The organism is Virgisporangium ochraceum (genome assembly GCF_016863655.1).
In the GTDB taxonomy this organism is placed as follows: Bacteria; Actinomycetota; Actinomycetes; order Mycobacteriales; family Micromonosporaceae; genus Virgisporangium; species Virgisporangium ochraceum.
The window spans coordinates 89,315-102,865 of sequence record NZ_BOPH01000084.1 but is presented as its reverse complement, the minus strand read 5'-3'; the positions used below and the strand labels follow the sequence as shown (position 1 = coordinate 102,865).

Genomic DNA, 13,551 nt, shown 5'->3' with positions numbered 1-13,551 from the left:
GTTTTGATGGAGGCCACAACTGCAAGATCGGCGGAGAGGGGGCACCGTGAGCGCCGCCGCACCGGCGGCACGCCGCCGCCGCACCGGCGACGTGCCGCCTCCCCACCACGGAATCAGGTTCTGCGGGCCGGTACGGCCGTGGCCAGGCGCGCGAGGGTCAGGGCGGCCAGCAGCAGGCCGAAGTCGCGCAGGGCGATGTCGTAGTAGTCGGGGATCAGGAGCAGGTTGAGGATGATGCCCGCGAGCCAGGCCGCCACCAGGTAGCCGCCGAAGCGGGGCATCAGCAGCACCACGATGCCGGCCACGATCTCGACGACCCCGACGGCGTACATCGCCTGCTGGGCGGTGCCGGGAACGAGGTCGTCGATGGTCGGGGCCAGGTAGCCGGGCCAGTCGGTGAGCAGGTTGAAGAACTTGTCGAGACCGAACAGCACCGGCGCCACCGTGAACCCGATGCGGAGCAGCCAGAACGCCTGGAAGACGGGATCGGTGCGCAGGCGTTCGCGGTTGTCTACGGCTGTCATTCGAGCTGTCCCTCCTTCTAGGAGAAGTCAATCTGTACGTTAGAAGGGTGGGATTCTTTCGTCAACTACTCTGTCTGTTAGAGGAGGGGTGCCGTGACTCCAGAGGACTTCGACACGCAGGTCGCGCGGGTGGCCGCGCTCGGTGAACCGGTCCGCCGGTCGCTGTACCGGTTCGTCGTGGGGCAGCCCGACGCGGTCAGCCGCGACCAGGCCGCCGCCGGCGTCGGCGTGGCCCACCACGTCGCCAAGTTCCACCTGGACAAGCTGGAGTCCGACGGGCTGCTCGACGTCGAGTACCGGCGGCCACCGGGTCGCGGCGGTCCCGGCGCCGGCCGTCCCACCAAGCTCTACCGGCGGGCGGCGCGCGACGTGGCGGTGAGCCTGCCGGAACGGCGCTACGACCTGGCCTCACGGATCATGGTCGAGGCGATCGCGGCGGCACAGAGCGGCGGGACCCCGGTGACCGAGGCGCTCGGTTCGGCCGCCCGCGCGTTCGGCACGGCGTTGGGGGAGCGGGCCACCGACCTCGCCGAGGTGCTCGCCGAGAACGGCTACGAACCGCGCGCCGACGACGCCGGCGTCACGCTGGCCAACTGCCCGTTCGGCGGGCTCGCGCAGACGCACACCGAGCTGGTGTGCGGCATGAACCTCGACCTGATCGACGGCGTGCTCACCGGGCTGCGGTCCACAGTGGACCGTCGTCGGGCGCGGCTCGCGCCGGCTCCGGGACGCTGCTGCGTGGTGGTCACCGAGGCGTGAGGCGGACGCTCGCCGGCGTGCGGCCGAACTCGCGGCGGAACGCACGGTGGAAGCTCGCGACGTCGCCGAACCCCGCCTCGGCGGCGATGTCGACCACCCGCAGGTGGCCCAGCCCGGGGTCGCGCAGCGTGCGCAGCGCCAGCTCCAGCCGCATCCGGCGGACGGTGCCGGCGTAGGAGCGTTCGCGGCCGGCGAACAGCCCGTGCAGCGAGCGCACCGAGATCCCCAACCGGCGGGCGGTCGCGGCCGGCGACAGGTCGTCGTCGGCGAGATGCTCCGCGATGTCGGTCAGCGCCGCGCGGTGGTCGCGGCCGGTCGCGGCGGTGTCGGCGGTGGTGACCGCGTCAGCGCTGGTCGCGACCTGGAGGAGACCGGCGGTCAGCGCGGCGAGCCGGGTGGCGGACCCGGGAGCCACCGACGATCCGGCGAGGGCGGTCATCGCGTGCCGCACCGCGGCACCCACGCCGACGGCGGTGCCCACGCGGGTGGCGGTGCGCCGGGTGTGCAGCAGCCGGCCGGGTACGAACAGCGACAGCTGGGTGAAGTCGGAGCCGAACTCGAACTCGAACGGCTCGTCGGTGTAGACCACGGCGAGGTCGCCGGGCGCGAGCACGGCGGTGCGGCCGGCCTGGCGCATCACGCTGCTGCCGCGCACCTGCAGGTTGGCGTAGTAGCCGGCGCGCGGCGCCCGCTCGATGTCGCGGCCGGTGCGCCGCACCCGCTGCGGCTGCGACCCGATGCGCGCGATCCCCGACGGCCACTGGGTGACCGTCCCGCGGAACCGGTCGCGCTGCGGCGACTCGGGGCTGAGGTCGAGGAAGGCCTCGCAGATCAGCTCGCGCCAGTAGGCGAACTGTTCCCGCGGTTGGGTGTCCACTGTGGACCAGGTGCGGGTCATTGTCGCCCCTGTCGGGTGGCCGACGGTTGCACGCGGTGCGAGGCGCCGTGCGCCGGATGCGACACCCGCACCGGCGCGGTCTGCCACCGTGCCGCCATGACATCGACGACGCTGCACACGCGGTTCACCGAAGCGTACGGTCTCACCACGCCGGTCGCCCAGGCCGGCATGGCCTTCGTCGGAATGACGCCAGATCTCGCCGTCGCGGTCAGCGAGGCGGGCGGGCTTGGCGCCGTGGGCGTCGGGCTGATGCCGCCGCCGGCCCTGGCCGCGCTGATCGCGGCCGTCCGCGCCCGGACGGCGAAGCCGTTCAACGTCAACCTGATCACGCCACTGGCCACGGTGGACCACGTCGCGGTCGCCTGCGAGGCCGGCGTTCCCGTGGTCTCGTTCCACTGGGGGCACCCGTCCCGGGCGTGGATCGACCGCCTGCACGCGGCCGGTGTGCGGGTCTTCGAGCAGGTGGGGTCCACAGTGGACGCGCGCCGCGCCGCCGACGACGGCGTCGACGTGATCGTGGCGCAGGGACAGGAGGCGGGCGGCCACAACTTCGCGACCCTGCCGACGTTCGTGCTCGTGCCGCTGGTCGTCGACGCCGTGGCGCCGACGCAGGTGCTGGCGTCGGGCGGCATCGCCGACGGTCGCGGACTGGCCGCCGCGCTGATGCTGGGCGCCGACGGCGCGTGGGTCGGCACGCGGTTCGTCGCCACCACCGAGTCGCAGGCCCACGACGGCTACAAGGAGCGGCTGGTAACCGCCTCGGCGACCGCGACGGCCCTGACCGGCATCTTCGGCCCGGAGAACCCCCGCTTCAACCCGACCCGGGTGCTGCGCAACCGCGTGGTGACCGAGTGGCACGACCGCCTCGCCGACATCGGACCCGACCAGCCCGTGATCGGGCACACCACCCTGGGCGGCGTGGACGTCGAGATGCGCCGGTTCTCCAACCTCGTCCCGATGCGCGACGCGACCACGGGCGACCTCGAGGAGATGGCCCTGCTCGCCGGGCAGGGCGTCGGCCTCGTCGGCACGATCGAACCCGCCGCGACGGTGGTGGAGACGATGACCGCCCGGGCCGCGGAGCTGCTCGCTAGGTAAGGCCGGGCGGCAGGCCGAATGCGGGGAACAGCGCCGGGACGTGGAACACGTCCATCGCGGCCAGGTCGCCGTCCCTGCCCGGGCTCAGGACGCTCAGCACGAACGGGCGGAACACCGTGTCGCCGGCGGCGCGGACGTACCCGGCGACCGCCGGTTGCCGGTTCGCCGACGTCGGGAGCATCCGCCACGCGCCGGGGGTGGTCATTCCCTCGTGGAGGGCGCCGGCGACCGCCGCGCGGCCGGTCCACTCGCCGACCTCCGGTTCGATGGTCAGCCGGACGTCCTCGCGTAGCAGGGCCACCAGCGCTGCCGGGTCGGCCCGCTCGTGGGCGGCGATGTAGCGCTCCAGCAGGTTCCGTTGGGTGGCGTCCGGGGCCTCGGCCGGCGCCCAGTCGCCGCGGCCCGCCGGCCAGCGGGCGCGGAGCGTCCCGCGGGCGCGTTGCAGGGCGCTGTTGGCGGCGGTGACGGTCGTGTCGAGGAGGTCGGCGACCTCGCGGGCCGACCAGTCGAGCACGTCGCGCAGGATGAGCGCGGCGCGCTGGCGGGGCGGCAGCAGCTGGATCGCGGCGAGGAACGCCAGCGAGATCGTCTCGCGGCCGACGGCGACGGCCTCCGGGCCCGGGTGCCCGTCGAGGAGGTGGTCCGGGTACGGCTGCGGGCGCGGGGTCGACCGGCGCAGCGTGTCGAGGCAGGCGTTGGTGGCGATCCGGTACAGCCACGTGCGCGTGCTCGACCGGGATTCGAACGAGTCGCGGGCACGCCAGGCCCGCAGGAACACCTCCTGCACGTGGTCCTCTGCGGCCTCGTAGGAGCCGAGCATCCGGTAACAGTGGACGTGCAGCTCACGGTGGTGCCGGCGGGTCAGGTCCGTGAAGTCCACACCAACGTTCATACCGGTAACGACGGAAGAAGATCTTCAGAATCACCGGTGAGTTCCGGCCGCGGCCGCGTCTACCCGGGTATGGCAACTGTGGAAGCGGACATCTCGATGTCGGTCGACGGCTACGTCACCGGCCCTGACCTGGACACCCACCCGGGCTACGGGCGCGGCGGTGAACGGCTGCACGCCTGGCTCGGTCACGACGAGGGACGACGGCTCAGCGCGGCGACGTTCGCCGCCTCCGGCGCGGTCGTCACCGGTCGGCGGGTGTACGACGACACCGACGGATGGGCGTCGGAGAACGGCTTCTTCGGGATGCCGGTGTTCGTGGTGACGCACCGTCCCCACGAGCCGGTGACCCGGGGCGGCACCACGTTCACGTTCGTCACCGGCGGGGTGCGGGCCGCGATCGGCGCGGCCGTCACGGCCGCGGGCGGCAGGAACGTGCACATCATGGGCGGCGCGTCGGTCATCCGACAGGCGTTGCGCGCCGGGCTGGTGAACCGGCTGCGGCTGCACGTCGTGCCGCTGCTGCTCGGGTCGGGCACCGCCCTGTTCGACACCGCCCTGTTCGACGGGGAACCGGGGCCGGCCCTGGAGATCGAGGAGGCCGTCGGGACGCCGGAGGCGACACATCTGTCGTACCGGTGTGATTGGTTGGCCCCATGACGACGGAGGTTCCCGGCCTGCGCTACCAACCGGACTGGCTCGACGAGGCCGCCCAGCGCGGTCTGCTCGCGACCATCGACGCCGCGCCGTGGTCGTCCGAGCTGCGCCGGCGGGTGCAGCACTACGGTCACCGGTACGACTACGGCCGCCGTTCGGTCGCCGGCGGACGGGAGGCGACCCCGGTGCCCGGCTGGGCACGCGAGTTGGCCGAGCGCCTGCACGCCGAGGGCCACACCGACGAGCCGGCCGACCAGGTCATCGTCAACGAGTACGAGCCGGGCCAGGGCATCAGCGCGCACATCGACTGCGTGCCCTGCTTCGGCCCGGCCGTGGCGGCGGTCAGCCTCGGGTCGGCCTGCGTCATGGACTTCACCGGGCCCACCGGCGCGCAGCGGGTCGGTGTCCGGCTCGGGCCGGGCAGCCTCAGCGTGATGACCGGGCCGTCGCGCTACGAGTGGCGGCACGCGATCGCGGCGCGCCGGAGCGACCCGGCTCCGGGTGGCGGGCGTGTCCAGCGGGGAAGGCGGGTGTCGGTCACGTTCCGGACGGTCCTCCAGGGCCGGGAGTGAGGTCGGCCGGGGCCGGAGCACCCGAGGAGGTCGGGCGGCTCGCGCGTAGCAGGCGGTCGAGGAGGGCGGGGTCGCCGGTCACGCTCACGCGGTCCCATGGCGGAGCGCCGTCGAGGACGGCCTGGACCTGAGCCTGGGGCCCGGCCACGACGACATCGGGCGTGTCGGCGGGGCCGCGGGCGAGCTCGGTGAGCCGGCCGTTCTCCACGCGCAGGCGGAACACGTGCCGGTCGAGGCGGAACTCGAAGAGGGCCGTCCACGGCCGCGGCACCCGGTCGGCGTCGAAGAACGTGCGCAGCCCGAGCATCACCGAGTCGGCGGTGAGGCGGCCCTCGCGGGGGACCGGCGACCCGACGCCCCAGCGCGCCAGCGCGCGGAACACCGGTTCGAGGTCGGCGCCCCACGGGGTCAGCTCGTAGACCTGCGCGGCGGCCGGCGGCGGCAGCGTGCGGCGGGTCAGCACGCCGCCGGCCTCCAGGTCGCGCAGCCGCCGGGTCAGCACGTTGGGGCCCGCGCCGGGCAGGGCCGTCTGGAGGTCGCTGTACCGCCTCGGCCCGAGCCGCAGCTCCCGGACCACGAGCAGCGCCCACCGGTCACCGATCACGTCCAGCGCGTGGGCCACCGGGCATGCCTCGCCGTACCGCCGCTCCGCCGTCACGGGGTCTCCTCAGCACTTGACCGAACCGACTATCGAGATGATAGCTTGAACTATCAAATCGATAGAAGGGCTGGCCATGCATCCGGAGAAGATGGTTTCCGGGAACGGGGTCGACCTGTGCGTGCAGGAGTTCGGCGCGCCCACCGACCCCGCCGTGCTGCTCATCGGCGGCGCGGCCAGCTCCATGGACTGGTGGGAGGACGCCTTCTGCGAACGGCTGGCCGCCGGAGGACGCCGGGTCGTGCGGTACGACCTGCGTGACACGGGGCGCAGCACCGCCTCGCCGGCCGGGAAGCCGAACTACGGCGGCCCCGACCTCGTCGCCGACGTGGTCGGGCTGGTCGACGCGCTGGGCCTCGCCCCGGTGCACCTCGTGGGCCTGTCGATGGGCGCCGGGATGTCCCAGCACCTCGCGGTCGACCACCCCGACCTCGTCGCCACGCTGACGCTCATGTCGACGTCACCCGGCGGACCGGGTGGCCCCGACCGGCCCGACCTGCCGGCACCCGAGCCGCGCGTCGCGGCCGCGTTCTCCAACCCCGCACCCGAACCCGACTGGGCCGACCGGGCCGCGGTCGTCGAGCACATCGTCGCCAGCTTCCACCCGTTCTCCGGCGGGTACGGCGTCGACGAACCGCGCGTCCGCGCGCTCGTCGGCCGGATCTACGACCGCACCACCGACATCGCGGCGAGCCAGACCAACCACTGGATCCTCGAGGGCGGCGAACCGGTCCGCGGCCGGCTGGGTGGGATCACCGCGCCGACGCTGGTCCTCCACGGCACCGACGACCCGCTGTTCCCGCTCGCCCACGGTGAGGCGCTGGCCCGCGAGATCCCGGGCGCCACCCTGCTGCCGCTGCCGAAGGTCGGCCACGAGTACCCGCCGGAACCGGTGTGGGACGTCGTGGTCGAGGCGATCCTGCGGCACACGTCCCGGTAGGTCACGGATGCGGCCTCCAGTTGGTACCGTCGATCCGTGGTGGAGCTACGGGGTGGGGTTTTCGGCCGGGGGTCGTCCGTCGGCGCGGTCGATCTGACGTATGACGAGTTCCATCGGCTGGTGGGGCAGGGCGGGCGGCTCGTCGTCAACTTCTGGGCCGACCGGTGTCCGTTGTCGCGCCAGTTCCACCCCATCTTCGAGCGGGCCGCGCCGCGCCACCCCGACGTGGTGTTCGGCAAGGTCGACGTCGACGCGGTAAAGGGGCTCACCGGCCCCCTGGAGATCTCCCAGCTGCCCACGTTGACGGCGATCTACGGCGGGTCCCTGCTGTACAAGGAGTCGGGCGTGCACCGGCCCGACCAGGTCGACGAGGTCGTCGCCGCGCTGCGCCGGGTCCGGTAGCGGCGGCCGTCGTGACGGTCGACGGCACGTCGACCGCCGCCGCGCAAGTCGGAGGTAGCCCTGGAATGCGGTGACGTCAACCATCCGACGTTCCCACCGCACGATGCCATCTGCCGTCAGGATCTGTGGTCAACTGCGCTCAGGCCACCGATCCGAGGAGCACAAATGTCGACCGCAGCCACGGCCGCCATCACGTTCGCCGCGCTGTACGCCTCGCACCAGGTCGGTGACCACGTGGTGCAGTCCGACTGGGCCGCGACCACCAAGGCCGCGCCGAGCGCCGAGGAGCTGGCCGCCGGCGTGCCACCGTGGACCGGCTGGTCGGCGTGCCTGCGTCACGTCGCGAGCTACACCGGTACGCAGGCGGTCGCCCTCGGGCTGGTCTGCTTCGTCGCGCCGCTCGGGATCGCCGGGATCGGTGCCGCCCTGCTGGTGTCGTCCAGCACCCACGCGGTCATCGACCGGCGGTGGATCGTGCGCCGGCTGATCCGCGCGAAGCGCTGCCACGGCTGGCGGGAGGGCCCGTACCTGATCGACCAGTCGTTGCACATGGGCGCGCTGCTCGTCGCGAGCGTCCTCGCCCCCACTGTCGGTGGCGTCATGGGGGTTCTGGCCGTCGGGGGCGCGGCGGTCGCGCTGGTGGCGGCCGCGTTGGCGGCCGAGCGGAGGCTGGGGGCGTGGTCGCGCTCCGCGGCGCCCGCGCACGGTTGAGGCTGGGACGCGGCGCCCGCACCGACGGTTCTGGACTGATTCCAGTAAGGCGACCTCTGGGCGCCGCACGCGCGACACATAGTATTATGCGCATGTGTGCACTACTGGGGGGACCTGATGGGTCACGGGCATGACCACGGGGTGACCGCCACCGGGCGGCACCGCCGCGTGCTGGCGCTCGTCGTCTGCGTGTCGGCGGTGATCTTCGCCGTGGAGGTCGTCGGCGCGTGGGTCACGGGCAGCCTCGCGCTGCTGGCCGACGCCGGGCACGTGCTCGCCGACGCCGGCGGGGTCGCGCTGGCCCTCGGTGCGGCGCTGCTCGCCGCGCGGCCTGCGTCGGGACACCGCACGTTCGGCTGGGCCCGAGCCGAGATCCTCGCGGCGGCCGTCAACGGGCTGGTGCTCGCCGGGATGGGCGTCTACATCCTGGTCGAGGGCGTGCGGCGGATGGTCGAGCCGGCCGAGGTCGAGGCCGGCGGGATGGCGGTGTTCGGCGTCGTCGGCCTGGTCGGCAACCTGGTGGGCGTCGCCCTGCTGTACCGGGCCCGGACGGCCAGCCTCAACCTGCGCGGCGCGTTCCTCGAGGTCGCCACCGACACCCTCACATCGGTCGGCGTCCTCGTGGCGGCCGCGGTGATCGCGCTGACCGGCTTCACCCGGGCCGACGCGATCGTGTCGGTGCTCATCGGCCTGATCGTCGCCCCGCGCGCGGTGAAGCTGCTCCGCGAGGCGGCGCACATCCTGCTCGAGGCGGCACCGGCCGGCGTCGACCTGGCCGAGATCCGCGCCCACATCACCGGCCTGGACCACGTGCAGGGCGTCCACGACCTGCACGTGCACACGGTCACCTCGGGCCTACCGGTGCTGACCGCCCACGTCGTGGTCGACGCCTCCTGCTTCCACGACGGACACGCCCCCCAGCTCCTCGACGAGCTGCAGGCCTGCCTGGCCGGCCACTTCGACGTCGAGCACTCGACGTTCCAGCTGGAGCCCGCCGGCCACGCCGACCACGAGTACGCCACCCACCACTGACCCGCGCGAGCGGCATACCGTTGCCGGGTGGGACGGCTGGCAGGTGTCGGAATCGTGGGCGGCGCCGCCGTCGTCGCGCTCTGCTGGGCGGTGGGTGCCGCGTTCTACGGGCCGTCGGCTGCGGCACCACCGCACCGACGTCGTGCACCAGGCCATCGACCCGGTGGTCGTCGCGGCGCCGTGGCTGATCGCCGCCGGCGCCGCGTACCTCGTGTTCCGTCACGTCTCCAGGAGGACCACGTCGACCCAGTAGTTGCCGGTTGACGCCGTCGTGGGGGCCTCGCCGCCGGAGCCGTAGCGGTACACCGAGCCCGTCGCCGTGAGCGGACCGCGGGTCACCGGCTCGGCGAAGCCGCCGGCCGTGAGCGAGTACCGCCCGACCGTCGTGTGGTACGAGACGGTGTACGTCACGCCCGGGTCGATCGCCACCGGCGTCGCGAACAGCAGCGTCTGCCAGCCGTCGGCGCTCTCGACGAAGGTGCCGGTCGCCATGCGTTCCCCGGTCGGCGACCACAGCGATCCCGTGTGGCTGCCGGTGTTCTGGCTGCCCTTGTGGAAGCGCACGCCGGCGACGGTGCCGGCCACGGTCGAGCTGAACCGCACGCCGAGCTCGACCGCGTCGGTGTCGTCCCAGTTGGTCGCCGCCGGGGTGTCGCCCGGCCCGAAGATCAGCTGGGACCCGGGCGGCGGGCTCGGCGGCGTCGGCGGACCCGGCGGCGGGCCGTCGGGCACGAACATCGCGTCGACCCAGTAGTTCGTGGAGTTGTAGGTGCCGGTGGGGAACCCGTCGGAGCCGTAACGGTAGACGCCGTTGGAGCCGGCCGGCGCCGTCAGCGTGCCGTCGCCGTTGGTCCAGCCGGTGCCGAAGAAGCCCGAGCTGACCGCGTAGTTGCCGTTCGGCGCGTAGTAGGCGACCACGTACGTCGTGCCCGCGGTCACCTCGACCGGCCCTCCGAACTCCACGCTCTGCCAACCGGTTCCGCTGGCGGCCGGGAACGTCGCCCTCGCCAGTTCGTCGCCGTCGGCCGAGTACAGCGTTCCCGTGTGCGGGCCGGTGTTGCCGGCGCCGCGCCAGAAGCGCACGCCGACGATCTCCCCGTCGACGGTCGGGGTGAACCGCACGCCGAGCGTGATCGCCTCGGTGTCACCCGACGACGTCACCGCCGGCGCGTCGCCGGAGCCGAACAGCGTCGACACCTGTTCGTACTGGGACGTGGTGAACGTCCACGTCGCCGGCGCATCCATCGGCGTGCCGGTGGCGCCGGTGGCCGTCACGGTCGCGGTGTACTGCTCGCCGTACGCCAGGGCCACCGCCGGGGTGAACGTCGCGGTGCGGGTGGGCGCGTCGTACCCGGTGGCGCCGCTCACCGGAGCGCCGCTCCCGTCGGTCACCGTGAACTGGACGCTCGCGGCCGCGACCGGTCGCGAGAAGAGCGCACCGGGACGGGCATCGACCGCGACGCCGGTGGCGCCGGCCACCGGCGAGGTGGTCAGCACCGACGGCGCCGCGCCACCGTCGACGAACATCACGTCGACGTAGTAGTTGACGTCCCGGGACGAGGCCTCGACGGGGAAGCCGGCACCGGGGCGGAACAGGCCGTTGCCGCCCGAGGTGCGCCCGCGCGGGGCGACCAGCGGCGCCGCGACGTGGTCGAGGCTGCTGAAGAACCGCTCGTCGGCGGCGTAGTGGCCGTTCGGCGCGAGGTAGGACGCGACGTAGGTGGTGCCCGCCGTGACCGGCAGCGGCTGGCTGAACTGCAGCGTCTGCCACCCGCTCGCGGACTCGTCGGTGAACGTGCCGGTCCGCAGGAGCTGGCCGTCGGCCGACCACACCTGGCCGGTGTGCGTGCCGCCGTTGCCGGTGCCCTTGTAGAACCGCACGCCGGTGATGGTGCCGTCGGTCTGCGGCACGACCTTCACGCCGAGCGTCACCGCGCCGGAGTCGTCGGTGGCCGGATGAGCCGGCACCCGCTGCCCGAACAGCGTGCTCGGACCGGTGAGCGTGAGGCCGAGCGTCGCCGGCGTCTGCCCGAGGTTCCCGCTGTCGTCGACCGCGCGCACCTTCACGACCTGGCTGCCCGGACCGTTGCTGTGGAACGTGTAGCTCCACGCCGACGTGCCGGTGGCCGGGTGCCACGTGGTGCCGCCGTCGGTGGAGACCTCGACGCCCGCGACCTCGCCGCTGCCGGCGTCGACCGCGGTTCCGGAGACCGTGACCGCCGCGCCGTTGGCGACCGACGTCCCGTTCGCCGGCGACGTGACCGTGACGCTCGGCGCGGTGAAGTCGGTCGACATGGTGGCCGGGTCGAGGCCGGACATCAACGTGGTCGGCTGCGCGCCCATGTCGGCGAGCAGGTTCACGGTCGCCTGCTGCATCGCCTCGTCGGGCGCCGACCGGATGCCGTCGTGGATGTCGTCGAGTCCCCACGCCCACTGGATCGTGCCGGCGCCGAACACCAGGGCACCGCTCGTGGCCCGGTACATCGTGACATGGTGGGTGGTGGTGCCGGTGTCGGTGAACCGGCCGAAGTCCTGCAGGTACTCCGGGGTCGGACCGGTGGTGGTCGACAGCCGGAACAGCCCCGGTGGCCGGAAGCCGTTGTCGTGGTCCTCGTTGGACTCGTACCCGACGGTGTGCGGCGCGAGCGTCGCGGTGTCGCCATCGTTCTGTGCGGCGACGGACGTGTTGCGCCAGAACCGGTTGCGGCCCTGCTGGGCCGGCACCTGGATCGCGAGGTCGGTGTTGTTGGACATGTAGAGGTTGCCGACCAGCGCATTCTCCGGCCGGCCGCCGTCGGAGGGCGGGCTGAATCGCGGGTCGCGCCAGGTGCCGGTCCACTCGGTGGTGCTCTCGTCGAGCTTGCGGTCGGCCCAGGTCTCCTTGTAGCAGACCAGCGTGCGGTACGGCGTGCCCGCACCGTCCACACTGGACTCCCACCTGGTCTTCCAGTACACCTCGTTGCCGGTGAAGAACGCCAGGTTGACGCCCGCGTCGCGGGCGGCCTCCACGTGCGACCGCTGCTGCGCCGACCAGTACTCGTCGTGCCCCACCGAGAGGAAGGTCCGGTGGTTGCGGATGAGGTTGCCGCGCCGGTCGGAGTCGACGTCGGTGGTGTAGCTGATGTCGTAGCCGTTGCGCTCGAGGAACCGGATCATCGGGTACTCGTTGCTGAAGAACCAGTCGCGGCCGTTCTCGACCCGCCGGGTGGCGAACGGCCGGTTGTAGCTCACCTTCAGCGCCCGGCCCTGCGGCCCGCCCCAGTAGAAGTTGGAGCCGCCGAAGTCGTTGTACGCCTGCCACGTCGCGTCGGACGTCTGGAAGAACAGGTCCGACGTGCTCGTGTCGTCGCGCACGACGAAGATCATGTGGCTGGTGCCGGACTCGCCGTCGGTGCGTACCAGTTTCGCCACGTACACCCCGGACACGGCGGTCGCCGGTACCGACCAGGTCGCGGAGACGCGCCAGGTGCCGCAGTCGTAGATCTCGGTGTCGGGGTCGGTGACGCAGTCGTCCTGGTCCTGCGCGAGCGCCGGATCGGGTTCGAGCGTGTGCACCTTGCGCGCGCCCTTCCCGCCGTACCAGCCGATGCGGTAGATGTCGACGCGGTACGCCGTGGCGACCGTCGACACCTTGAACTCGACGGTGCCGCCCCGGTTGACGCTGATGTCGGTCGTGAACCCCTGGATGTCGGAGTCGCCGGCGCCGTGGATGTCGTCCCACTCGGTGTCGTCGACGCCCGCGTTGTTCTGGTTCTCGCAGACGATCGCGTTGTGCGGGCAGAACTCCTCGGCCGAGGCGGGCTGCCCGGCCACGATCCCGGCGGCCAGCAACCAGAGGACCGACGTGGCCGCGACAAGGCGGCGCCTGGTCAACAGGCTCTTCGTCGTGAACGTCGGTATCGATGCGTGCCGGCCGCGACGGGACGAACCACCGCCGATTAACGGAACCACCGCGGGATAGTAGCGACCGGCGGAGTGTCGGCAACTCGTCCGGTCGGCTGAACCGTGTGGCGATCGTGTGGTGGTTGTTCATAACCTGCGCCGGTTTGCCGATCGGTGCTGTCGCATTCGCGTCAGCCGGCGGGAAACGCCTGCACACAAACGAAACCGCATTGTCCAAAGGGGACCATCATGACCACGACCGCCACCCAGACCGGCCAGAAGTCCTGGATCGTCGCGCTGCTGCTCTGCCTGTTCGTCGGCATGCTCGGCGCGCACCGCTTCTACGTCGGCAAGGTCGGCACCGCCATCGTGCAGATCCTGACCATCGGCGGCTTTTTCGGCATCTGGGTCCTCATCGACCTGATCATGATCCTGATCGGCAAGTTCTCCGACAAGGACGGCCACGCCCTGGCCCGCTGACGCGTCGACGCCGACGCGAACCCGCTGCCGCGGACCCCACAGGTTCGCG

General features: G+C 72.5%; 15 protein-coding genes. 10 read left to right on the top strand and 5 right to left on the bottom strand.

The features are described from left to right. Positions 1-113: 113 nt before the first annotated feature. Entirely contained in the window at positions 114-524 is a 411-nt protein-coding gene (locus tag Voc01_RS30015) for a hypothetical protein (RefSeq protein WP_203930953.1), read from the bottom strand. 93 nt (positions 525-617) lie between these two features. Between Voc01_RS30015 and Voc01_RS30010 the strand changes: the two genes are divergently transcribed. Then, positions 618-1,283: a helix-turn-helix transcriptional regulator gene (locus Voc01_RS30010; protein WP_203930952.1), complete on the top strand. Its 666-nt coding sequence runs from the start codon at positions 618-620 to the stop codon at positions 1,281-1,283. Here the strand turns inward: Voc01_RS30010 and Voc01_RS30005 are convergent. Next, entirely contained in the window at positions 1,270-2,181 is a 912-nt protein-coding gene (locus tag Voc01_RS30005; RefSeq protein ID WP_203930951.1) for a helix-turn-helix domain-containing protein, read from the bottom strand. The genes Voc01_RS30010 and Voc01_RS30005 overlap by 14 nt on opposite strands. 96 nt (positions 2,182-2,277) lie before the next feature. On the opposite strand from Voc01_RS30005, the gene Voc01_RS30000 reads away from it, so the two are divergent. Further along, the gene (locus Voc01_RS30000) at positions 2,278-3,279 is read left to right on the top strand and encodes an NAD(P)H-dependent flavin oxidoreductase (protein WP_203930950.1); all 1,002 of its coding nucleotides are present in this window, start codon (positions 2,278-2,280) and stop codon (positions 3,277-3,279) included. Here Voc01_RS30000 and Voc01_RS29995 read toward each other — a convergent pair. Beyond that, on the bottom strand, positions 3,272-4,171 hold the full coding sequence (locus Voc01_RS29995; RefSeq protein ID WP_203930949.1) for a sigma-70 family RNA polymerase sigma factor: 900 nt from the start codon (positions 4,169-4,171) through the stop codon (positions 3,272-3,274). The genes Voc01_RS30000 and Voc01_RS29995 overlap by 8 nt on opposite strands. A 36-nt stretch (positions 4,172-4,207) precedes the next feature. Between Voc01_RS29995 and Voc01_RS29990 the strand changes: the two genes are divergently transcribed. Then, positions 4,208-4,828, top strand: coding sequence for a dihydrofolate reductase family protein (locus Voc01_RS29990; RefSeq protein WP_203930948.1), 621 nt, complete (start codon positions 4,208-4,210; stop codon positions 4,826-4,828). After that, positions 4,825-5,397: an alpha-ketoglutarate-dependent dioxygenase AlkB gene (locus tag Voc01_RS29985; protein ID WP_203930947.1), complete on the top strand. Its 573-nt coding sequence runs from the start codon at positions 4,825-4,827 to the stop codon at positions 5,395-5,397. Before Voc01_RS29990 ends, Voc01_RS29985 begins: the two co-directional genes overlap by 4 nt. Here Voc01_RS29985 and Voc01_RS29980 read toward each other — a convergent pair. Then, the gene (locus Voc01_RS29980) at positions 5,363-6,055 is read right to left on the bottom strand and encodes a winged helix-turn-helix transcriptional regulator (RefSeq protein WP_203930946.1); all 693 of its coding nucleotides are present in this window, start codon (positions 6,053-6,055) and stop codon (positions 5,363-5,365) included. The genes Voc01_RS29985 and Voc01_RS29980 overlap by 35 nt on opposite strands. 76 nt (positions 6,056-6,131) lie before the next feature. Here Voc01_RS29980 and Voc01_RS29975 point away from each other — a divergent pair, with 76 nt between their 5' ends. The 5 genes from Voc01_RS29975 (at position 6,132) to Voc01_RS29955 (ending at position 9,393) form a co-directional block, all read left to right on the top strand. After that, complete coding sequence (locus Voc01_RS29975; protein ID WP_203930945.1) at positions 6,132-6,995, top strand: alpha/beta fold hydrolase; 864 nt, start codon at positions 6,132-6,134, stop codon at positions 6,993-6,995. Positions 6,996-7,031: 36 nt separating this feature from the next. Beyond that, entirely contained in the window at positions 7,032-7,397 is a 366-nt protein-coding gene (locus Voc01_RS29970; protein WP_203930944.1) for a thioredoxin family protein, read from the top strand. Positions 7,398-7,562: 165 nt separating this feature from the next. Beyond that, the gene (locus Voc01_RS29965; protein ID WP_203930943.1) at positions 7,563-8,108 is read left to right on the top strand and encodes a DUF3307 domain-containing protein; all 546 of its coding nucleotides are present in this window, start codon (positions 7,563-7,565) and stop codon (positions 8,106-8,108) included. A 96-nt stretch (positions 8,109-8,204) separates the two neighbouring features. Next, positions 8,205-9,140, top strand: coding sequence for a cation diffusion facilitator family transporter (locus Voc01_RS29960; protein WP_239160574.1), 936 nt, complete (start codon positions 8,205-8,207; stop codon positions 9,138-9,140). Between the two features lie 94 nt (positions 9,141-9,234). Continuing rightward, entirely contained in the window at positions 9,235-9,393 is a 159-nt protein-coding gene (locus tag Voc01_RS29955) for a hypothetical protein (RefSeq protein WP_203930942.1), read from the top strand. On the opposite strand, the gene Voc01_RS29950 is transcribed toward Voc01_RS29955, so the two are convergent. Then, a complete protein-coding gene (locus tag Voc01_RS29950) occupies positions 9,360-13,013 on the bottom strand; it encodes a DUF4082 domain-containing protein (RefSeq protein ID WP_203930941.1) in 3,654 nt (1,217 codons plus the stop codon). The two genes, Voc01_RS29955 and Voc01_RS29950, sit on opposite strands and share 34 nt — an antisense overlap. A 258-nt stretch (positions 13,014-13,271) precedes the next feature. Between Voc01_RS29950 and Voc01_RS29945 the strand changes: the two genes are divergently transcribed. Then, positions 13,272-13,502 carry a TM2 domain-containing protein gene (locus Voc01_RS29945; RefSeq protein ID WP_203930940.1) on the top strand — a complete coding sequence of 77 codons (231 nt, stop codon included), beginning with the start codon at positions 13,272-13,274 and terminating at the stop codon, positions 13,500-13,502. Positions 13,503-13,551 lie beyond the last annotated feature (49 nt).

Excerpts from the sequence above, each read along its gene's own strand:
- Voc01_RS30000 (WP_203930950.1), top strand. The coding sequence starts at position 2,278 with ATGACATCGACGACGCTGCACACGCGGTTCACCGAAGCGTACGGTCTC.
- Voc01_RS29985 (WP_203930947.1), top strand. The coding sequence starts at position 4,825 with ATGACGACGGAGGTTCCCGGCCTGCGCTACCAACCGGACTGGCTCGAC.
- Voc01_RS29945 (WP_203930940.1), top strand. The coding sequence starts at position 13,272 with ATGACCACGACCGCCACCCAGACCGGCCAGAAGTCCTGGATCGTCGCG.
- Voc01_RS29965 (WP_203930943.1), top strand. The coding sequence starts at position 7,563 with ATGTCGACCGCAGCCACGGCCGCCATCACGTTCGCCGCGCTGTACGCC.
- Voc01_RS29975 (WP_203930945.1), top strand. The coding sequence starts at position 6,132 with ATGCATCCGGAGAAGATGGTTTCCGGGAACGGGGTCGACCTGTGCGTG.
- Voc01_RS30005 (WP_203930951.1), bottom strand. The coding sequence starts at position 2,181 with ATGACCCGCACCTGGTCCACAGTGGACACCCAACCGCGGGAACAGTTC.
- Voc01_RS30015 (WP_203930953.1), bottom strand. The coding sequence starts at position 524 with ATGACAGCCGTAGACAACCGCGAACGCCTGCGCACCGATCCCGTCTTC.
- Voc01_RS29995 (WP_203930949.1), bottom strand. The coding sequence starts at position 4,171 with ATGAACGTTGGTGTGGACTTCACGGACCTGACCCGCCGGCACCACCGT.